This window comes from Neorhizobium sp. LMR1-1-1.1 (assembly GCF_040675795.1).
GTDB classification, from domain to species: domain Bacteria; phylum Pseudomonadota; class Alphaproteobacteria; order Rhizobiales; family Rhizobiaceae; genus Neorhizobium; species Neorhizobium cellulosilyticum.
Window position 1 is genome coordinate 1,334,889 of sequence record NZ_JBEGHE010000001.1, and the last position, 20,119, is coordinate 1,355,007.

The 20,119-nt window shown below is 59.8% G+C and carries 19 protein-coding genes; 9 read left to right on the forward strand and 10 right to left on the reverse strand.

Features of this window, described 5'->3' with window-relative positions:
- Positions 1–30: 30 nt before the first annotated feature.
- The 3 genes from MRBLMR1_RS06505 to folE form a co-directional block, all read right to left on the reverse strand.
- Positions 31–993 carry a patatin-like phospholipase family protein gene (locus tag MRBLMR1_RS06505; protein ID WP_148144820.1) on the reverse strand — a complete coding sequence of 321 codons (963 nt, stop codon included), beginning with the start codon at positions 991–993 and terminating at the stop codon, positions 31–33.
- 108 nt (positions 994–1,101) lie between these two features.
- A complete protein-coding gene (hisI, locus tag MRBLMR1_RS06510; protein ID WP_148144819.1) occupies positions 1,102–1,566 on the reverse strand; it encodes a phosphoribosyl-AMP cyclohydrolase in 465 nt (154 codons plus the stop codon).
- Positions 1,567–1,584: 18 nt separating this feature from the next.
- Entirely contained in the window at positions 1,585–2,223 is a 639-nt protein-coding gene (gene folE / locus MRBLMR1_RS06515) for a GTP cyclohydrolase I FolE (RefSeq protein ID WP_148144818.1), read from the reverse strand.
- 311 nt (positions 2,224–2,534) lie between these two features.
- On the opposite strand from folE, the gene MRBLMR1_RS06520 reads away from it, so the two are divergent.
- The 4 genes from MRBLMR1_RS06520 to MRBLMR1_RS06535 all read left to right on the forward strand — a co-directional run bounded on the left by MRBLMR1_RS06520 (position 2,535) and on the right by MRBLMR1_RS06535 (position 6,713).
- Entirely contained in the window at positions 2,535–2,981 is a 447-nt protein-coding gene (locus MRBLMR1_RS06520) for an iron-sulfur cluster assembly scaffold protein (RefSeq protein WP_148144817.1), read from the forward strand.
- Between the two features lie 247 nt (positions 2,982–3,228).
- A complete protein-coding gene (gene yidD / locus MRBLMR1_RS06525; protein ID WP_148144816.1) occupies positions 3,229–3,591 on the forward strand; it encodes a membrane protein insertion efficiency factor YidD in 363 nt (120 codons plus the stop codon).
- A gap of 120 nt (positions 3,592–3,711) precedes the next feature.
- Complete coding sequence (gene thrS / locus MRBLMR1_RS06530) at positions 3,712–5,730, forward strand: threonine--tRNA ligase (RefSeq protein WP_210297921.1); 2,019 nt, start codon at positions 3,712–3,714, stop codon at positions 5,728–5,730.
- Positions 5,731–5,840: 110 nt separating this feature from the next.
- Positions 5,841–6,713 (forward strand): 1-acyl-sn-glycerol-3-phosphate acyltransferase, encoded by an 873-nt coding sequence (locus MRBLMR1_RS06535; RefSeq protein ID WP_148144815.1) that lies wholly within the window; start codon positions 5,841–5,843, stop codon positions 6,711–6,713.
- 2 nt (positions 6,714–6,715) lie between these two features.
- On the opposite strand, the gene MRBLMR1_RS06540 is transcribed toward MRBLMR1_RS06535, so the two are convergent.
- The 3 genes from MRBLMR1_RS06540 to MRBLMR1_RS06550 form a co-directional block, all read right to left on the reverse strand.
- On the reverse strand, positions 6,716–7,102 hold the full coding sequence (locus MRBLMR1_RS06540; protein ID WP_148144814.1) for a cupin domain-containing protein: 387 nt from the start codon (positions 7,100–7,102) through the stop codon (positions 6,716–6,718).
- A gap of 50 nt (positions 7,103–7,152) precedes the next feature.
- Positions 7,153–7,605, reverse strand: a complete 453-nt coding sequence (locus MRBLMR1_RS06545; protein WP_148144813.1) for a GNAT family N-acetyltransferase — start codon at positions 7,603–7,605, stop codon at positions 7,153–7,155.
- Positions 7,606–7,702: 97 nt separating this feature from the next.
- Positions 7,703–8,695 (reverse strand): RgsD C-terminal domain-containing protein, encoded by a 993-nt coding sequence (locus tag MRBLMR1_RS06550; protein WP_148144812.1) that lies wholly within the window; start codon positions 8,693–8,695, stop codon positions 7,703–7,705.
- Between the two features lie 139 nt (positions 8,696–8,834).
- On the opposite strand from MRBLMR1_RS06550, the gene MRBLMR1_RS06555 reads away from it, so the two are divergent.
- The 3 genes from MRBLMR1_RS06555 (at position 8,835) to MRBLMR1_RS06565 (ending at position 11,276) form a co-directional block, all read left to right on the forward strand.
- Positions 8,835–9,407, forward strand: a complete 573-nt coding sequence (locus tag MRBLMR1_RS06555) for a nitroreductase family protein (protein WP_148144811.1) — start codon at positions 8,835–8,837, stop codon at positions 9,405–9,407.
- A gap of 12 nt (positions 9,408–9,419) precedes the next feature.
- On the forward strand, positions 9,420–10,025 hold the full coding sequence (locus tag MRBLMR1_RS06560; RefSeq protein WP_148144810.1) for a flavin reductase family protein: 606 nt from the start codon (positions 9,420–9,422) through the stop codon (positions 10,023–10,025).
- A 123-nt stretch (positions 10,026–10,148) separates the two neighbouring features.
- Positions 10,149–11,276 (forward strand): DUF2336 domain-containing protein, encoded by a 1,128-nt coding sequence (locus tag MRBLMR1_RS06565; RefSeq protein ID WP_148144809.1) that lies wholly within the window; start codon positions 10,149–10,151, stop codon positions 11,274–11,276.
- Positions 11,277–11,303: 27 nt separating this feature from the next.
- On the opposite strand, the gene MRBLMR1_RS06570 is transcribed toward MRBLMR1_RS06565, so the two are convergent.
- Together MRBLMR1_RS06570 and MRBLMR1_RS06575 are read right to left on the reverse strand one after the other, a co-directional pair.
- A complete protein-coding gene (locus MRBLMR1_RS06570; RefSeq protein WP_148144808.1) occupies positions 11,304–11,780 on the reverse strand; it encodes a hypothetical protein in 477 nt (158 codons plus the stop codon).
- A 77-nt stretch (positions 11,781–11,857) separates the two neighbouring features.
- Entirely contained in the window at positions 11,858–13,069 is a 1,212-nt protein-coding gene (locus tag MRBLMR1_RS06575; protein ID WP_210297922.1) for an AI-2E family transporter, read from the reverse strand.
- A 253-nt stretch (positions 13,070–13,322) separates the two neighbouring features.
- Between MRBLMR1_RS06575 and MRBLMR1_RS06580 the strand changes: the two genes are divergently transcribed.
- On the forward strand, positions 13,323–15,869 hold the full coding sequence (locus MRBLMR1_RS06580; protein ID WP_148144806.1) for an HWE histidine kinase domain-containing protein: 2,547 nt from the start codon (positions 13,323–13,325) through the stop codon (positions 15,867–15,869).
- Here the strand turns inward: MRBLMR1_RS06580 and pdxY are convergent.
- A complete protein-coding gene (gene pdxY, locus MRBLMR1_RS06585) occupies positions 15,866–16,714 on the reverse strand; it encodes a pyridoxal kinase PdxY (protein ID WP_148144805.1) in 849 nt (282 codons plus the stop codon). The genes MRBLMR1_RS06580 and pdxY overlap by 4 nt on opposite strands.
- A gap of 91 nt (positions 16,715–16,805) precedes the next feature.
- A complete protein-coding gene (gene parE / locus MRBLMR1_RS06590; RefSeq protein ID WP_148144893.1) occupies positions 16,806–18,890 on the reverse strand; it encodes a DNA topoisomerase IV subunit B in 2,085 nt (694 codons plus the stop codon).
- Between the two features lie 195 nt (positions 18,891–19,085).
- Between parE and MRBLMR1_RS06595 the strand changes: the two genes are divergently transcribed.
- Positions 19,086–19,973 carry an alpha/beta hydrolase gene (locus MRBLMR1_RS06595; RefSeq protein ID WP_183686058.1) on the forward strand — a complete coding sequence of 296 codons (888 nt, stop codon included), beginning with the start codon at positions 19,086–19,088 and terminating at the stop codon, positions 19,971–19,973.
- The last annotated feature ends 146 nt before the right edge of the window (positions 19,974–20,119 follow it).

Below are 20,119 nucleotides of genomic sequence, written 5' to 3' on the forward strand. Positions count from 1 at the left end.
TTTGTTCATTGAAAACTGCTTCGCCCGTTTCTAGCGGGCGAAGACCTCCTGCATGCGCTTCAAGGCGCCGATCTGCGCCATGGTTTCTTCATAACCGCGCTCGATCGCTTCACCCGCGCGGTGGAATTCCGACAGGCCGATATCATTCAGGCGCGGATGAAGTGCGAGATCCGGCGGGTCTCCTGCGAGGCGGGCGCGCGAAATGCGTTCCTGGATTATGTTGAAAGCCTGTACCATCGTGCCGGTGACGCCGACCTTGGCCTCGTCGGATCGTTCGCGGATCACTTCGTCGAAGGTCTGGACGCTCGCGTTGTGCTTGACCACGGCCGAGCGGCCGAAGACGTCGTAGTTCAGGTTCACGGCGACGACGAGCGGCTGTTCATAGGCCCGGCAGACGGAGGTCGGCACCGGATTGACCAATGCGCCATCGACCAGTGTCCGATTGTTGCATTTGACCGGTTCGAAGATGCCGGGAAGCGCATAGGATGCGCGCAGGCCGGTGATCAGCGAGCCGCTGGAGATCCAGATCTCGTGTCCGGTCAGAAGTTCGGTCGCAACCGCCACAAATGGGCGATCGAGATCCTCAATTGCCAAGCCTTCGAGATGCTCCTGCATTCGCTTAGTAAGCCGCATGCCGCCGAACAACCCGCCGCCGCCGATGGTAAGATCGAGAAGCGCTGCGATGCGGCGCATGGTGAGCGAACGGGCGAATGCTTCCAGTTCATCGAGCTTGCCTGAGAGATAACAGCCGCCGACCAGTGCGCCGATCGAAGTGCCGGCGATCATGCCGACTTCGATGCCTGCTTCGTCGAGCGCCCGCAGGACGCCGATATGCGCCCAGCCGCGGGCTGCACCGCCGCCAAGCGCAAGCGAAAGTTTTGCTTTACGGGGAGGGGCAATCACAACCGGTGGCGAAGGGTTTTCGACGCCAGCCGTAACAGTGTCCTGTGACGCGGCCTGACGGTCCGAACGGTTCCAAGTCCAGTTCAGCATTGATCCATACCCTCCTGAGCCGATCACTGCGTAATCGCTAATTAACGCATCGGATGGTTTCGAAAGCGTTTACTCTGGCGGCAGCTGGATCAGAACGGGACGGGTTACCTATTCGGTCGGCTTGCTGGAATACACGGCTTCAGGATCAAAATGACGCGCATCGTCCCTGATTTCAAGGATGGTACGGTCGTCATCTTTTGTTACCGCCCGATAGAAACAAGAGCGGCGACCGGTGTGGCAGGTCGCGTCATGGCCTGCAACGGAGACTTTCAGCCAGATTGCATCCTGATCACAATCGGTGCGGATCTCGTGGACGGTCTGCAGGTTTCCGGAGGTTTCTCCCTTCTTCCAAAGCGATTTGCGCGAGCGGCTGTAATAATGGGCGATGCCGGTATCAACCGTCAGCTTCAATGCCTCGGCATTCATGTGTGCGACCATCAGAAGTTCGCCGTCGCGCGCATCGGTGACGACGGCGGTGATCAAGCCGTTATCGTCGAAACGCGGTGTGAAGAGGCCCGTCCCCTCAAGCTCGGCCTTGTCGGCGGAGGGGGCAGGGAAGTCTGAAATGTTCATGGCAGATACCTGTGCGGATCACCGGTTGCGGGCAAGCGTGAAGAAACGTGCCTGCTCGGTCGGATTGGTCTTGAACTCGCCGGTGAATGTGGTGGTCAGCGTACGTGAGCCCTGCTTCTGCACACCGCGCATTTCCATGCACATGTGCTCGGCTTCGATGAGCACAGCAACGCCGCGCGGCTTCAGGGTGTCCTGGATCGCATTGGCGATCTGTGCCGTCATGTTTTCCTGGGTTTGAAGGCGACGGCCGAAAATTTCGATCACGCGGGCGATCTTAGACAGGCCGAGAACCGGGCCGTTCGGCAGATAGGCGACCGTCGCCATGCCCTTGATAGGCAGCATGTGGTGTTCGCAATGAGAAAAGAAGGGAATGTCGCGCACCAGAACGATATCGTCGAAGCCCGACATTTCCTCGAATGTGCGGCCGAGCACTTCCTGGTAGGACTGCTCGTAGCCGGCAAACAGTTCGCGATAGGCTTTTGCAACGCGCGTCGGCGTGTCCAGCAAGCCTTCGCGGGCGGGATCGTCACCTGCCCAGCGCAACAGCGTGCGGACTGCCTCTTCGGCTTCCTGCTGGGTTGGACGAATCGGCTGCTGTGCCTTGTCCTTCACCTGTTCCTGGCCGGCGGCCGGAAAATTCTTCACAATCGCATCCATCTATTGTCTCCCGATGCGGTTCAAGGCCGCATCCGACATACATTCGGGTGTGTCATCATCAGCATTCCGACGGCTCGCCTGCGCGAGTTTGCGCCGTTCAAGCCGGTCTCAAAGCCCGTATCTGATCGCTGGCGGGGCTTTTGACAAGGTATTCTCTTCCGCTGACGCGCAAAATTGGCAAAATCCTGTTTTATTGATCATCGCTTCGAGGCATCACATATAGTCAGATACAGGCGCATTCCCAAGAGCCTTTACGTGACGATCCGTTCACCGGATCACCAGCGCGGATCACGACGAAACGGACGCATTGCATGGACGACATCTACAATCAGAAGATCCTCGAGTTCGCCGGAAATATCACGCGCGCCGGTGTGATTGCTGACGCTGATGCGACATCCGAGAAGCATTCCAAGCTCTGTGGCTCGAAAGTGCGGGTCCATCTCAAGCTCGATGGCGGTGTGGTGACGGATTTTTCCCACGAGGTGCGGGCCTGCGCGCTCGGGCAGGCTTCTTCGGCAATCATGGCGCTGCATGTTGTCGGCGCGACAGCCGGTGAATTGCGTCAGGCGCGCCTCGACATGCTGGCGATGCTGAAGGATGGAGGCGAGGGGCCTTCCGGCCGTTTCGAGGATATGCGGTATCTGAAGCCGGTGAAAGACTACAAGGCCCGCCACGCTTCGACCATGCTGACTTTCGATGCTGTCGTGGATGCAATCGATCAGATCGAGGCGAGGCAGGCGGACAGGCTGGAGGCTTGAGGTTGGTTGCCGTGGCCGCCCCCCTCTGGCCTGCCGGCCATCTCCCCCACAAGGGGGGAGATCGACTCGCTGCAGGCGTCTTGCCAAACAAAGCGCTCCTACTCGCAGTCAAGCAAGGTTTGCGGAAGGTCGAGCGCACGCGCCCAGCTGATCTCCCCACCTGTGGGGGAGATGGCCGGCAGGCCAGAGGGGGGCATACGCGCACAAACGAAGGACGCAAGGCAAACGCCTCCGGCGACGACGCCTGATGTGCAACTCCCCCGACTGCAACCACGAAAAGCCCGCACCACGCTTCTCTCGCAACTGGCAAGGCCCGTTCCGCAAGACGCCCGGGCGGCTGTTCGGAATGGGTTTCATCCGTCTCTACCAGCTGACGCTCTCCGGCTTCATCGGCAATTCCTGCCGGCATATCCCGACCTGTTCCGAATACGGCTACGAAGCCTTCGCCAGACATGGTTTCTGGTCCGGTTTCTGGTTGACGCTGTTTCGCGTCGCGCGTTGCTGGCCAGGCGGCACGAGCGGGCTCGATCCGGTGCCGGAAGCGCTTGAAGCCGGTTATCGGCAATGGATGCCGTGGCGGCTTTGGCGCTGGGGCCGAAAGGCCTCGTAATCTTTACTCCGCCGCGATTTTTGACTATCACGCACGCGTTCGATGCCGCTTCGGCCAAAGCCGCCGCGGTCCTTTTTTGACCACCCGCATTCGTTGGCGGGACTGGACAGGAGAATTCAGATGTCCGTTTCCCTTACATTTCCCGATGGCTCCGTTCGCGCGTTCGACGCGGGCACGACCGGTTTTGCCGTTGCCGAATCCATTTCCAAGTCGCTGGCCAAGAAGGCCGTCGCAATCGCGCTCGATGGCGAGTTGCGCGATCTCTCCGATCCCGTCACCGATGGCAAGATCGAGATCGTCACGCGCACCGATCCGCGCGCGCTGGAACTCATCCGCCACGATGCCGCTCACGTCATGGCCGAGGCCGTGCAGGACCTGTGGCCTGGCACCCAGGTGACGATCGGCCCGGTTATCGAGAACGGTTTCTACTACGACTTCAAGCGCGTCCATCCGGAAAGCAGAGAGGACTGGCCCTTCACGCCCGAAGATCTGCCGAAGATCGAAAAGAAGATGAAGGAGATCATTCAGAAGAATGCCGCCTTCACCAAGGAGATCTGGACGCGCGAAAAGGCCAAGGACGTGTTTGCCGACAAGGGCGAGGCCTACAAGGTCGAGCTGGTCGACATGATCCCGGAAGGCCAGGACCTGAAGATCTACAATCAGGGCGGCTGGTTCGACCTCTGCCGTGGTCCGCACATGGCCTCGACTGGCCAGATCGGCACTGCCTTCAAGCTGATGAAGGTTGCCGGCGCATACTGGCGCGGCGATTCCACCAAGCCAATGCTGACGCGCATCTACGGTACGGCCTGGGCGACCCAGGAAGAGCTGGACCAGTATCTCCACGTTCTCGCCGAAGCCGAAAAGCGCGACCACCGCAAGCTCGGCCGCGAGATGGATCTCTTCCATTTCCAGGAAGAAGGTCCGGGCGTGGTGTTCTGGCACGGCAAGGGCTGGCGCATGTTCCAGACGCTGACGGCCTATATGCGCCGCCGTCTGGCCGGCACCTATGAAGAGGTCAATGCACCGCAGGTGCTTGACGCCTCGCTGTGGGAAACGTCGGGTCACTGGGGCTGGTACCAGGAAAACATGTTTGCGGTTAAATCCGCCTACGCCTTCACCCATCCGAAGGACGAGGAGGCGGATAACCGCGTCTTCGCGCTGAAGCCGATGAACTGCCCCGGCCATGTGCAGATCTTCAAGCATGGTCTGAAGTCTTACCGCGAACTGCCGATCCGTCTTGCCGAATTCGGTCTCGTGCATCGCTACGAAGCATCCGGTGCGCTTCACGGTCTGATGCGCGTGCGTGGCTTCACGCAGGACGATGCGCACGTCTTCTGCACCGATGAGCAGCTGGCGGCGGAATGCCTGCGAATCAACGCGCTGATCCTGTCGGTCTATGAAGATTTCGGCTTCGAGGAAGTCGTCGTAAAACTGTCCACGCGTCCCGAAAAGCGCGTCGGCACCGACGATCTGTGGGATCGCGCCGAAAGCGTGATGACGGATGTGTTGAAGACGATCGAGGAACAGTCGGGCGGCCGCATCAAAACCGGCATCCTGCCGGGCGAGGGCGCGTTTTACGGTCCGAAGTTCGAATATACGCTGAAGGACGCGATCGGCCGTGAATGGCAGTGCGGCACGACGCAGGTCGACTTCAACCTGCCGGAACGGTTCGGCGCGTTCTATATCGACCAGAACTCGGAAAAGACCCAGCCGGTGATGATCCACCGCGCCATCTGCGGCTCGATGGAACGTTTCCTCGGCATCCTGATCGAAAACTTCGCCGGCCATATGCCGCTGTGGTTCGCGCCGACGCAGGTCGTCGTTGCAACGATCACGTCCGATGCCGACGACTACGGCCGCGAGGTTGCCGAGCAGCTGCGCGAGGCAGGCCTGCAGGTCGAAACCGACTTCCGCAACGAAAAGATCAACTACAAGGTCCGCGAGCATTCGGTTGCCAAGGTTCCGGTGATCATCGTCTGCGGCCGTCAGGAAGCAGAGCAGCGTTCGGTCAACATCCGTCGCCTCGGCTCGCAGGCGCAGACGGCCATGTCTCTCGACGAGGCACTTGCCTCGCTGGTCGATGAAGCCACGCCGCCGGACGTCAAGCGCCGCAAGGCTGCCAAGGTCAAGGCTGCCTGATCTTTGAAACATCGACAGCGCCCGTCATGCACGGGCGCTGTCAGAATATTGTCATCGGACTGAAATATTATAAGCTCGTGATGAATGGGCGGAGCTTCCGCGGAGACAGAATGCGCTTCAAGGAACTCTCTTACGCCAACGAGCGCGATCCGCGCCTCAAGCGTTGGTTTATCCGCTCCATCGAGGGACTATCCGGCCGCGACCGTTATGCCCGCCTCTATGACATCTGGCGCAAGGACATCGTCGGCAAGACCGATCGCGTGTTCGGCAAGATGCTCGATCTCATCGATGTCGAACTCGACGTGCAGGGGGAGTGGCTGCCTGTTGTCGAGCACGGGCGTCCGCTCGTCATCGTCGCCAACCATCCGTTCGGCATCGGCGACGGAATTGCGGTTCTGGCCATGGCCGAACAGCTTGGCCGACCGTTCCGTGTCCTGATCAATGACGAACTGCTGAAGGTGCCGGAAATGGCGCCCTATTCGCTGCCTGTCTCCTTCGAGGAAACGAAGGAAGCGCTGGTTATCAACATGCAGACGCGCCACGAAGCGCTGAAGCTTCTGAAAGAAGGCGTGACGATCATCATCTTTCCGGCCGGCGGCGTCGCCACCGCGAAGAAGGGTTTCGGCATGGCGCAGGATCTTCCCTGGAAGATTTTTGCGGCAAAGCTGGTGCAGACCGCCAAGGCCAATGTCGTGCCGATCTATTTCGAAGGCCAGAACGGCCCGCTCTTCCACATTGCGAGCAAGCTGTCGCTGACGCTCAGGCTGTCATTGCTGATCCGCGAGTTCAAGCGGCTTTCCGGCAGCTCGATCCGGGCGCGTGTCGGGGCGATGATGACCTGGGAAGAACTTTCCAACATCAAGGAACGCAAGGACCTGCTGACGGTGCTCCATGACGCGGTATTTTCGATGCGCCCGGTCAGGCGTTCGCGGTTGGCGAAGTTTCAGGAGCGGCGGCAGGCGTTGCGAAAAGAAGCAGCCTGACCCTAATCCAGATCCGTCTGTATCCAACGGGTGGAGTGGTGGATGTCGATCGTCTGCAGCCTCCCGGTGCCGATATTCTCGAAGCGGTGGGGCACACCGGCTGGTCCCAACACGGCTTCTCCGGCTTCGGCCTCGATCACGGCATCACCAACGAAAAAGCGAGCGCGTCCCTCGATGATGATGAAAGTCTCGTCATAGGGATGGACATGCAGCCTCGGCCCTTGTCCGGGCGTGTCATTGCCATAGGCGAGAACGGTGACCGGCCCGTTGAGCACCTCGCCAAATAACGAACCGCGCCATGCGCCCTCGGTCTTCGGATCGAAAACCATGCCTTTGGCGGGTGGTCTGCCATCGGGCGTAACGGTGTCGGGGTCGAAGTCTCTGCGCATTCCAATCTCCTCCCGTCTGTCGGCCAGAGATGAAACTGGCCCTTGGCCCTCTATGCGAGGCTTAGCCTTTTCTCGAAATAGACCCGGTTGAAGCCGTTTTCCGTACGGCGGTCGATCTCGACATAACCGAGGCGCGGATAGATCGACAGGTTCTCGGTCATCTTCTCGTTGGTGTAGAGCTGCACCGCGGAGAAGCCAAGGCGGCGGGCCTCGTCTTCGCAAAAGCCGATCAGGGCCTTGCCGATACCCTTGCCGGCGGCGGCGGGCATGACGGCGACATTTTCCAGCATGATGTGCTCGGCCTCGACGAAAAAGACGATGAAACCCTGCAGCTCTCCGGCAGGGCCGGTCGAGACATGCACATGGCCGACGGCAATCTGTGCCGCAAAGTCGGCGTCCATCGGTGCCGGTCGTCGGCCGATCACCGTGATGTAACGGGTATAGGCGCCTTCCGCGCAGGTCCTGATATCATTCTCGTCTGCTGCGACTGCCAGTCTGATCACGATCTTGAATTCCCCCTGTGTCGACGGGGAAATTTCATCACAGGAATGGCGCGCGGGAAAGCGGCAAATGCACGTGATCCAGACCAGTGGATATGGATCAGTCCTGCGGCTCGACCGCTGCCGTTTCGCCACTGTTGCGTGGATTGCGCATCAGGACCTCGACATCGGTATTGCGGCCGGCCTTGACGCTGAACTCACGCTGGTAGGTCTTGTCCTTGTTGCGGGCGACGGCCAGATAATCGCCTTCCGACAGGACCATGGTTGAAAACGCGCTGACGCTTTCGTTGACGACGTCACCGGCGGCGGTCAGCACCGACCACGCGGTATCGGCAATAGCCTCGCCACCAGGCTGGGAAACCAGCTTGAGGGTTATCTGGGCCGCCTTGTGCTGCAGCACCGCCTGGGTGAGCTTGCCTGCCTCGACCTGGATATCGGCGCGCACGACCGCGTTGATATCGCCATATTCGGAGACGACATGGTAGGTCCCGGCATTCAACCGAACGATGGTATTCGGTTTGACATCAGACATGACCAGCGCGCGGTCACCGTTTTCGCGAACCTCGGAAGAATAGATGGAAAAGCTGAGCTGGCCTGGGGGGATGCGCTGGTCGGTTCCTGCAACGGCATTCAGCACAAAGCCACCTGCATCCAGCACGAGCGTTTGTTCGGCGACATTGCCCTCCGCCGGAACGGTCAGCTTTTTGGTGATACCGGCGCGCCCGAAGGCGCAGTTGACGAAATAATCGCCGGGCGCCAGCTGAAAATCGGCGGAGCCGCCATTCGAGCTTGCCACCAGCGGCAGCTTGCCGTCTTCGCCGGCAATCGGGCTGAACACCCGCCAGGCGAGACCATCCTTCATCACGTCGCCGTTACTGGTCAGTTTGGCGCTGAAGCGCACATCCTTGGCAACGGCGCTTTGAGGCAGGATGGATGATGGGGAAAACGCGTTCAGCTTCGGCATCTTGGCTGAGCTGTCGAGCTGCTTGAAGCTCTTGAATGCGTCACCTTCCTGCGCTTGAACGCCTGTCACGAGGAGAAGCAGCAATGCTTCTGCAAGGAAGATATGGCGAACAATGGAGATGCCTGACATTCGATGACCGGTTGACTCTTGTTTTCTGACTGGCCACTTGAAGACCATGGGAAAGGCAAATTCAAGGCCTCATTCTACCACATCCCACCAAATGGACTACCGCACCTCTGGCACACCCCACCAAATGGAAGTTTCGGACATGACCAATGACGTAAAGCTGATCGACTATCTGCGTGAACGCCACTCGACACCGGTTGCGCAGATCAAGGGGCCGGCTCCGGATGCGGCGGAACTCGATGAGATTCTCACGTCAGCCGTGCGCGTGCCTGACCATGGAAAGATCGCCCCTTGGCGGATTGTCGTCTATCGCGGCGATGTCTGCGTCTCGCTCGGCGAAACTTTCCTTGAAATCGCTTGCGCGCAGAACGGCGAGATGACCGATGCGGCGAAGGAAGCCGAGCGGGTGCGCTTCACCCGCGCGCCGCTGGTCGTCGGCGTGATCAGCACGGCGGCGCCGCATGCGAAGATCCCCGAATGGGAGCAGGTCCTGTCTGCCGGCGCTGTCTGCCTCAACATGTTGATGGCCTGCGAGGCACGCGGTTATGTCGCCAACTGGCGCACCGAATGGGTTGCTTATGATGCAAAAGCCCTGACCGCGCTTGGCGTGAAGGAAGACGAAAAGGTTGCCGGTTTCATCCATATCGGTTCCAGCGATTTCCCGATGCCGGATCGTCCGCGGCCGCAGCTTGCAGATGTCGTCACCTACGCCTGAGGCGAGACCAACATGTTCTACCGTACGGACACGAATGATCACGGCATGGCGCACGATCCCTTCAAGGCGATCGTGGCGCCGCGACCGATCGGCTGGATCGGCACCAAGGGCAGGGACGGGTCGTTCAACCTCTCGCCCTACTCCTTCTTCAACATCGTCTCCGATACACCGAAACTGGTGATGTTCTCGTCATCGGGGCGCAAGCACAGCCTCAAGAATGCGGAGGAGACCGGCGTGTTTACCGCGAGCCTGGCGAGCCGGCATCTTGCGGATCACGTCAACGCATCCTCGGCACCCGTCGATTACGGTGTCGACGAGTTCGAGCTGGCGGGGCTTACTGCGGCGATGGGGCAAGTTGTCGATGCGCCTTATGTAGCCGAGGCCTATACGGCGCTGGAATGCCGGCTGACCGAGATCATCCAGCCGAAGGGGCTCAACGGCGAGACTTCGCAATCCTTCATGGTCTTCGGTCAGGTCGTCGGCATCCATATCAGCGAGGAAATCATTCGTGACGGGCGAATCGCCATGGATCTCGCCCGGCCGATCGCGCGCATGGGATATATGGATTATGCGGATGGCGGTACGGATGTGTTCCAGATCGCCCGACCGACCCGATAAATGCCTGATAAGGCCCGCCTGGATGTCGAGGTTAATAAACGTGGTGAACCAATATTAACCTTTTCAAACTAGCGTTCGGCAAGTCGGGCCGTTGAAGCCGCGGCCAGATTTCCGAGGCGCATTGTGATCGTACAGGCATTTCTACGTTGGGCTGAAACGGCGAGGACCGGCGATCGGGCAAGGGCTGCAAGCGCGCTTGCCGATGCGTTCATCAAGTCGTCGCTCGGCCCGGACGAGCATCGCGCCGCGATAATGGCAATGACCTATCTTCTCGATGATCCTTCGCCGAAAGTGCGTTTGGCGCTGGCCGAGGCTCTCGCTTCTTCGGACGCAGCACCCCGCGCGATCATCATGTCGCTTGCCGAAGACCAGCCGGAGATTGCCTGCACGGTGATTGCCTGCTCTCCCGTCCTAAGCGACGCCGATCTCGTCGAACTGGCCGGACGTGGCGATTCGTTCACGCGGTCTCTGGTCGCAACACGGCCCGGGCTCGGCTGCAGTGCTGCTGCCGCGGTTGCCGAGGTGGGTGACGGCGCCGAGATCGTCCTCCTTTTGGAAAACGATACCGCCTCTGTCAGTCGCATTACCCTGCGCCGCATGGCGCAGCGCTTCGGTCATCTGGCCGATGTGCGGCATCTGCTGCTCGAGCGCGGCAACCTTCCTGCCGATGTGCGCCACATGCTGGTCGCCCATGTGGCGGCCGCGCTTGCAGGTTCCGACCTGGTCACCAGAACGATCGGTGCCAAGCGCATCGACGTCATGACACGCGAAGCCGGTGACGAGGCGATCGTTGCGATTGCCGGATCGATCTTTCAGGATGAAATCCCGTTGCTGGTCGAGCATCTGAAGACGAGCGGGCGGCTCACCCCGGCACTTCTCATTCACGCACTTTGCAGCGGCAAGGTGGATTTCTTTGCATCGGCCATCGTCTCGCTCGTTCATCTGGAAGAGCGCCGCGTCCGTGCGATCCTCGCGACCGGCAGGGTTCATGCGGTGCGAGCCTTGTTCGAAGCGGCTGGGATAGGGCGTGATATCGTCACCGTCTTTGTCGAGGCGGTATTCTTGTGGCGTCGCGCAGCCGCTGGCGGAGGTATTGATACCTGTTATCTCGCGCTGCTCGAGCGGTTCGAGGGCTTACGTGGAGATGGTGGTGCGGTCGGACAATTGCTGGATATGGTAGACCTGCTCCAACGCGGCGAGCTGCGTCGCAGCGCACGCTCTTACGCTGCAGATGTTTCACTCGTCGCGTGATCGACTGTAAGGTCGCAGATTGTGGCGTCAGTGATCGAACTTGCGTGCGACCCAGGAATAGCCGCCTTCCACAAGACGCACCGGCTTCGTCATCAGCGTTTTGACGCCTTCTGTTGTCGGTAGTACGGTCTTCACACGCTGTATGGCCCGTCCGGCCAGTGTTTCCGCTTCTTCCGGCGTTACTTCGGCGACTTCGACCTTCTGCGCATTTGTGTCCACCGACGTGTCAGACGTGTTCGTCTCGGCCGGTTGTGTTTCCTGTGAGGCAGAAGGGCGCGTTACCGGGATAGGCCCGACATTTGGTATGCCGGCGATTTCCGGGTCCTGGCAAACGGCGATCAGGACCGGATAGGGCTGGTTCGCATAGGTCGGAAGGTGATCTTCCGAGACGGAATCGCACATCGCCACAGACGGCCAGCGTTCCTGGGCTGTCGCTATGTACTTGCAGTCTGTCCCGCTGTCGTTACAGCCGAGAATGGTCATGACAACAAGGGCAGCGTTCATTCATATCTCCAACACGTTCAACCGAGCTTTATGATGAAGATCATGGCCCGATGAAGGCTGGGCTGTCCGATATTGGCTTAAGGGCCGGAAACCTTGCGTACCGGCGGCAAGTCTTCCTCTGAAAGCACGACCTCGGGATCAGAGGGCTGTTCCGCCTCTATTACATCGGCGATCTTGACCTCGCGAATCCACTCCCGCCAGATCGATACGACGAGGGCCATGAGAACCGGTCCGATGAACAGGCCGAGAAAACCCATCGTCTTGACGCCGCCGACAAGGCCGAAAAATGTCGGCAGGAAGGGCAGTTTGATCGGGCCTCCGACAAGGCGGGGGCGCAATGTCTTGTCGACGATGAAAAGTTCGACACTACCCCATATGAACAGGCCGGCGCCTGCAACATAGGAGCCATTGGCGACGAGATAAGCCGATACCAGCGTGAAGGAGAGCGGCGCGCCACCCGGAATGAGAGCCATGATGCCGGTCAGCACGCCGAATGTGACGGGTGAGGGAACGCCGGCGATCCAGTAGGCGATGCCGAGCACGATGCCTTCACCGATGGCGATCAGCGTCATGCCGGTGACGGTGGAGCTTATCGTGGCAGGTACGACGCGAGAGATCCGTTCCCAGCGTGTCGGAAAAATCCGCTCGCCCAGAAGGTCGATCTGGCCACTGAACGAAGCGCCGTCGCGATAAACGAAAAACAGCGCGATCAGCATGAACAGCAATGTCAGCATGATGTGGAAGGCACTGTTTCCGGCCACAAGCACGCCATGATAGATTGCGCCGATATTGGCGCCGCTGATTAGCTGCGCAAGTTCCCCTACAGCACCAGGCGCGCCGATATGGCGGGTCCACTGAGTGCCGAGCCATTCTCCGGCAAAAGGCAGACCGATAATCCAGGCTGGTGGAGGCGCGCCGTTGCGGTTGACCTCGACGGCCCAGCGGAACCAATCAGCGATTTCCCCGGCGGCATAGGATGCGCCGATGCTGATCGGGATGACGATGAAGAGAACGATGAAGATAATCGCCAGCGTTGCGCCGATTGTGGTGTTGCCACCGACATGGGTCAGCAGGCGCCGGTAGAGTGGCCAGCTGGCAAAGCCGATCACCAAGGCAGCAAGTACTGGAACCATGAAGCCGTGAAAGAAATAAATGGCGGCGGCAGCTACAATGATCAACAGCCAGCGCGCAGCCGAAATCGGTGAGATCAGGGCAACCCTGTTGGGGCTAACGGGGCCAAGCCAACGCGGCTCGGCGCTGCCTTTTCGATTGCTGCTGCGGTTCACCATCAATTCCTGTCTAAATCTGGCTCCTATATGGCCAGAGAAGGTCGTGAAAACAAGCTTCGCACCGATTCATTAAAACGCTACTTCCTTACTTGCGGTAACGCTTAGATGCGATAGAAATATGAAATTGCCAATTGGCGATACCGCTCCATTTAACACGGGTATGTTTTAAACAGCTTGCGGGTCTTTGATAGGCGCGCCGGAAAACAGGAGCCATGTGTGCCATTGGCAGGACGGGAGCTTCAAGGGAAAATTGATGCGTCAGACTGAAGCGGTCAACCTCACCAATTGCGACCGTGAACCAATTCATATCCCCGGCTCCATTCAGCCGCATGGTTGCCTGATGGTCTGTGACGGCGTTGGTTCCGTCATCCTGCAGCATTCCGCGAATCTGGCAGAGATGTTGGGGCTCACGTCTTCCGTGATCGGCGAAAGGCTTGAAACGGTCTTGGGGGGCGATGTTGCCCATACGCTGCGCAACGCGCTGGCGACATCCGACGATCCTGCCCGGCCCGCCCTGCGGCATGCTTTGCGCCTTGCTTCGGGTCTTGTCATGGATATTGCGCTTCACCGCAATGGCGAAAAAGTGATCCTCGAATTCGAGCCGGCATCCAACGATACCGACCAGCCACTCGAAGTTGCCCGCATGCTGATCAGCCGGATCCGCAACGTCTCCAGCCTCGACCGGCTGGTGCAGAGCGCTACAAGGCTGATGTATGCGATGCTCGGTTATGATCGGGTCATGGTCTACCGTTTCGAGCAGGATGGCTCCGGCAAGGTCATCAGCGAATACAAGAGACGCGATTTGGAGAGTTTTCGCGGCCAGTATTTTCCGGCCGGCGACATCCCGGTCCAGGCGCGGGCGCTCTATATCAAGAACACGATCAGGGTGATCTGTGACGCAAACTATCAGCGTGTGCCGATCGTGCCTGAGCTGGATGAGGACAACCAGCCGCTCGATCTGTCCTTCGCGCATTTGCGCAGCGTTTCGCCGATTCATTGCGAATATCTGCGCAACATGGGCGTCGGCGCTTCGATGTCGATCTCGATCGTCGTCGATGGCGAACTCTGGGGGCTGATTGCATGCCATCACTATTCTCCGAAAATCCTGTCGATGCCGCAGCGGGTGGCAGCGGAAACGTTCGGCGAGTTCTTCTCGCTGCATCTTTCTGCGCTCAAGCAGAAGGAGCTGCACGAGACCGCAAGCGTTGCACGTCGGTCGCTGGACCGGTTCCTGCAGGAAGCTTCGCATCATCGCGACATCAGCCTGCTGCTGCGAGGGTCGCTGGAGGCTTTCTCGACCATGCTGCCTTGCGACGGGGTCGGCCTGTGGCTGGATGGCGTCTGGTCAAGCCAGGGGAACACACCGCCACTCGAGATGATCGGAGAACTGGCGGACGAGATCGGCGGGCTGACTGGCGGCAAGGTCTGGTCGACCTTTCAGCTTTCGCAAGCCATTCCACAATCCGGCATTTCACCGGACGATGCCTGTGGCGTGCTCGCCATACCGCTTTCGCAGCGACCGAAGGACTATCTCTTCTTCTTCCGCAAGGAAGTGGTGCAGACGCTGGATTGGGCGGGCAATCCTGACAAGTCCTATATGACCGGCCCGATGGGAGATCGGCTGACACCGCGCAAGAGCTTCGCCATCTGGAAGGAAACCGTCAGGCTGCAGGCACAGCCCTGGACCGACAGCGACCGGGAGATTGGCGAAGCTATTCGCGCGGTTCTCGTCGAGATCGTGTTGCATCACAACGAAATGCTGGCCGAGGAGCGCGGCAAGGCGGATGTGCGCCAGCGGATGCTCAACGAGGAGCTCAATCACCGGGTCAAGAACATCCTGTCGATCATCAAGGCTCTGGTGGGGCATCCGGTGGAAAGCGGCCGCAGCTTGACCGATTATGTCGGTTCGCTGAAGGGGCGCATCCAGGCGCTGGCTTTCGCGCATGACCAGGTGGTGCGCGGCGGCGACGGCGGTTCGTTGCTGGATCTCCTGGAGGCGGAACTGCGCCCCTATATGGAGGGCACCCGGTCCGTGGCGCTGGAGGGACCGCGCGTCTGGCTGGACAGCCGGGCCTTTTCGGTCATGGCTCTGGTCCTGCATGAAATGTCGACCAATGCCGCCAAATATGGATCGCTTTCGGTGCCGGGCGGCAGGCTCGATGTTCGGTGGAAGAGGCTCGAAACGGGTGCTTGTGAGATGAGCTGGATCGAAAGCGGCGGACCTGCGGTAAAGCCACCAAGCCGAAGCGGCTTCGGCAGCGTCCTCATCGGCCGCAGCATCCCTTACGAACTCGATGGCGAGGCGGAGGTCAACTATCCCGAGGCCGGCATCGAGGCACGCTTCGTTGTGCCGTCGAAGCATCTGCATGGTGACGATGACGTAACGACCGTTCGCATCGGCGATGTGGAGGCAGCTGAAACGGAAAGGCTCGAGACGCCTCATCTGGCGGAGAAGGAATTCCTGCTGGTCGAGGACCAGATGCTGATTGCGGCTGATGTCGAATCCATGCTGGCCGAGCACGGGATCAACAAGGTGACGACGGCGCCGTCCGTATCGGAAGCGCTGCGCAGGTTGAGAGGCTTTACTCCCGACGTCGCGATCCTCGACGTCAATCTCGGATCGGGCACATCGCTTCCGATCGCCGAGGAACTGGTGCGGCGAGGGGTGCCCTTCGTGTTCGCCACCGGATATAGCGATCGTTCGATCATTCCGGCCAACCTGACCGCGCCGATCGTTCGCAAGCCGTATGAGGCGGAGGCCTTGATCTCCGCCGTCACCAAGCTGCTCGAGACGCGTTAAAGCGTCATCACCGCCAAAGGCGCAGGACGGGCGAAATCATCCTGTGCGGCAATCATGTTGAGTTCGCGCCTTCCGGCTGCAAGCGTCTTTTCGAACAGCGCGAAAATGCTGGAGGCTGTTTTCGACAGCGCCTGATCGAGCGGTGCGCCGGACAGGATGTGGCCGAGGAAAAGCGCCGAGGTGCAGTCACCCGCACCGTTGGGTGCCGGGTCGAATTGCAGGCGCGGCGTGGTGACGAGGAATTGTTTGCCCGATTTCGACGAAGCCAGCATCTGGATTTCGTCGTCGCGCGTGCCGTCATGGATGAGCGAGGTGAGGAGCACCGTTTCAGGCCCCATCTCGTGGATCATCAGGCAGGCCTTGCGCGCATCTTCGAGTGTCAGGATCTGGCGGCCAGCGAGATATTCCAGTTCAAACTGGTTCGGGGTGATGATCGAGGCACGGGCGAGCGCCTTCTGGCGAAAATAGTCGGGAATGCCGGGGCGGACGAAAAAGCCGCGGCCGACATCGCCCATGACGGGATCACAGAGCCAGCGCGTTCCTTCAGGCAGTCGGTCGAGAACCGAGAGGATGATTTCGCCGATCGCCGGGTCACCGAGATAACCGGTCAGAAGCGCATCCATCTTCTCAAGTGCGCCAAGGCTTTCCAGCCCGTCGAGAATGCTCTCGATATGGTCGGCGGAAAACACTTCACCGGTCCATTTCAGGTAGCCGGTATGGTTGGAGAACTGCACCGTGTTGATGACGGTGACTTCATGGCCGAGGCGCTGCAGGGGAAGCGTGGCAGCGCGATTTCCCACGTAACCATAGGCGACATGGGACTGGATGGAGAGGATCTGCTTCATGGCGGGGTGCTTTGTTCAGGTGATCGAAAAACGATCTTTCCGGTGAAGCATGCCGCGCCCCGTCACGCAATCCTATCTTGCTGCCCAGCTGTCAGATATCGAGATTTTCGGCAAATGCGGCGCGTTCCTGGATGAAGCGGAAGCGTGCATCGGCCTTGGTGCCCATCAGGTTGTCGACCGCCTCGCGGGTACCCTCGAAATCCACCTCGTCGATATCGACCCGCAGCAGCGTGCGCTTGGCCGGATCCATGGTGGTTTCCTTCAGTTGCGCGGCCATCATTTCGCCCAGACCTTTGAAGCGCCCGATCTCGACCTTCTTGCCCTTGAAGACCGTCTCCATCAGCTCGGCGCGGTGGGCGTCGTCGCGGGCATAGACCGTCTTGCCGCCCTGGCGGATGACGTAGAGCGGCGGCACCGCCAGATAGAGATGGTTGCCGCGGATCAGCTCGGGCATTTCCTGATAGAAGAAGGTGATCAGCAGTGAGGCGATGTGAGCGCCATCGACGTCGGCATCGGTCATGATGATGACGCGCTCGTAGCGAAGATCTTCCTCACGGTATTTCGACCGCGTGCCGCAGCCGAGCGCCTGAATGAGATCGGCAATCTGCTGGTTGGCGGAGAGCTTTTCGCGGCTGGCAGAACCGACGTTGAGGATTTTTCCACGCAACGGAAGAATCGCCTGATTGGTTCGGTTGCGGCCCTGCTTCGCAGAGCCACCAGCCGAGTCGCCCTCGACAATGAACAGTTCGGCACCCTCGGCCGTATTCTGCGAGCAGTCGGCAAGCTTGCCGGGCAGGCGCAACTTGCGCACCGCCGTCTTGCGGTTGACTTCTTTTTCCTTGCGGCGGCGAAGGCGCTCTTCGGCGCGTTCGATCACCCAGTCGAGCAGCTTTGCCGCTTCGTTGGGATTGCCGGCGAGATAATGGTCGAACGGGTCGCGCAGCACGTTTTCGACAAGGCGCTGGGCTTCGACGGTGGCGAGCTTGTCCTTGGTCTGGCCGACGAATTCAGGCTCGCGGATGAAGACCGAGAGCATGCCGACGGCCGAAATCATCACGTCGTCGGTGGTGATTTCCTTGGCGCGCTTGTTCTGTGTCAGTTCGGCGTAGTTCTTCAGGCCCTTGGTCAGCGCGATGCGCAGACCTGCCTCATGCGTGCCGCCCTCCTGGGTCGGAATGGTGTTGCAGTAGGAATGAAGCTGCGGATCGCCGCCATACCAGGTGATCGCCCATTCCATAGCGCCATGACCGCCGGTCTTTTCCGTGCGGCCGGAAAAAATCTCGCGGGTAACGGTGAAGTCCTTGCCGAGCGTTGCGGCCAGATAATCCTTCAGGCCACCCGGGAAGTGGAAGACGGCCTTGTCCGGGATCTCGCCGCCTTCTGGCACGACGCCCGGATCGCAGCTCCAGCGGATCTCGACACCACCGAAAAGATAGGCCTTGGAACGGGCCATACGGAAAATGCGGCCGGCTTCAAACTTGGCGCGCTCGCCAAAAATCTGTGGGTCGGGATGGAAACGCACGCGGGTGCCGCGGCGGTTATGCACGTCGCCGAGTTCCTGCAGGCCACCCTGCGGTACGCCGCGGGAAAAGGTCTGGCGATAGAGTTTGCGATTGCGGGCGACCTCTACTTCGAGCACATCAGACAGCGCGTTGACGACGGACACGCCGACGCCGTGCAAGCCGCCGGAGGTCTCATAGGCATCGCCGTCGAATTTGCCGCCGGCATGCAGCTTGGTCATGATGACTTCGAGCGTCGACTTGCCGGGAACCTGCGGATGGTTCTCTACCGGAATGCCGCGGCCGTTGTCGGAAACGGTCAGGAAACCTTCGGCATCGAGATGGACTTCGATGAAATTGGCGTGACCGGCGACCGCTTCGTCCATCGAGTTGTCGATGACTTCGGCAAACAGATGGTGCAGCGCCTTTTCGTCGGTGCCGCCGATATACATGCCGGGACGCATGCGCACCGGTTCGAGACCTTCCAGAACACGGATCGACGAGGCGCCGTAGTCTTCGCCGCCGCTCTTGAGTGGGGCTGGGCGGGGCGTGGACGGTTCGGCGGCAATGGCGGGTGCCGGCGCAGCAGCGACCGGTTTTGTGGTCGCCGGCTGGGTCGTCACCGGCTGGGCATTCGCCGAGGGATCACCGAAAAGATCGTTGTTATTGTCGTCCATCTGGTCTTTCACTGCTGCCTGCCGAGGTGCCGAGGAGGAAGCCATACCCGTCTCATATTGTTTCGAATCACTTGCGATTCTGCCAGAAAACCGGCTTTTTCGCGATGCCGCGCGTGCGGCCTTTGCTGCCAGCAATGCTAGCTAGACCCTGCCATGGCAAGCTTTCAAGACCGAAGGACCTCAATGAAACCCCGCATGTCCACAGTTCATTTCATTTTCGCCACGCTTCTTGCGATCTTGATATCATCGACCGGTGACGTCGTTATGGCGCAGGAAGGGCCGATCCCGCCTTTCAAGGATAACCTGTTTTCCAGCCACAAGGTGCTGAAGAGCGACGATGGCGGCGCTTACGAGGTGATGGACTATAACGAGCTTCGCGACATCAACGAACGCGACCAGGAGCCGGAGCGCCGGGTGCGCGGCGCCTATGTCGATCTCTCCGTTCGCAGCCAACAGGAAAACGAGACGCTGACACTTGGCGGCCGCAATGTGGACGTGACGCGGGTCGGACCGTCTTCCGGCGAACGCTTTGCCGTGATCTTTATCCATGGGCGTGGCGGAGATCGCCGTTTAGGCGTCAACGACTACTCGTTCGGGGGCAATTTCAACCGGCTGAAGAACCTTAGCGCCCGCAATGGCGGCACCTATTATTCGGTCAGCGTGAAATCCTTCGATGACAAGGGGGCTGCCGATGTCGGCGCATTGACGCGCTACGCTTTCGAACAATCGGGAGGGCGTCCGGTCATTCTCGCCTGCGCCTCGATGGGCGGGATCATTTGCCAGAACATCGTGCGAGACAGGGATACCGTCCGTTATCTCGGCGGCATGGTTCTGCTCGGCGGCCCGCCGGATGCGGGGCTAGCAGGAACGCCTTACGCAAAGCTCAAGCTGCCGATCTATTTCGCCCATGGCAGCGCCGACAGCGTCTACAAGGCGGAAGACCAGGAAAAGATTTTTCGCGGATTACGCGCATCAAACTATCCCGCGCGATTCAGTCTTTTTCAGACCGGAGGGCATGGAACACCGATCCGGATGGTCGACTGGCGCAAAGTGCTCAATTTCGTGCTGACAGCCCGAAATTAGGTGCGACGCCCGGTTAAATCGATCTGTAGCGGCGCTCAACCGATTGAATTTCATCAAGGGCTTCCCGCTTTTGTCACTTCGCGCGACTGGAAGGCGGCGGCTTTTGAAGCAAGCGCTTGAATCAAGGTCATTTTTCAGCGTACGAA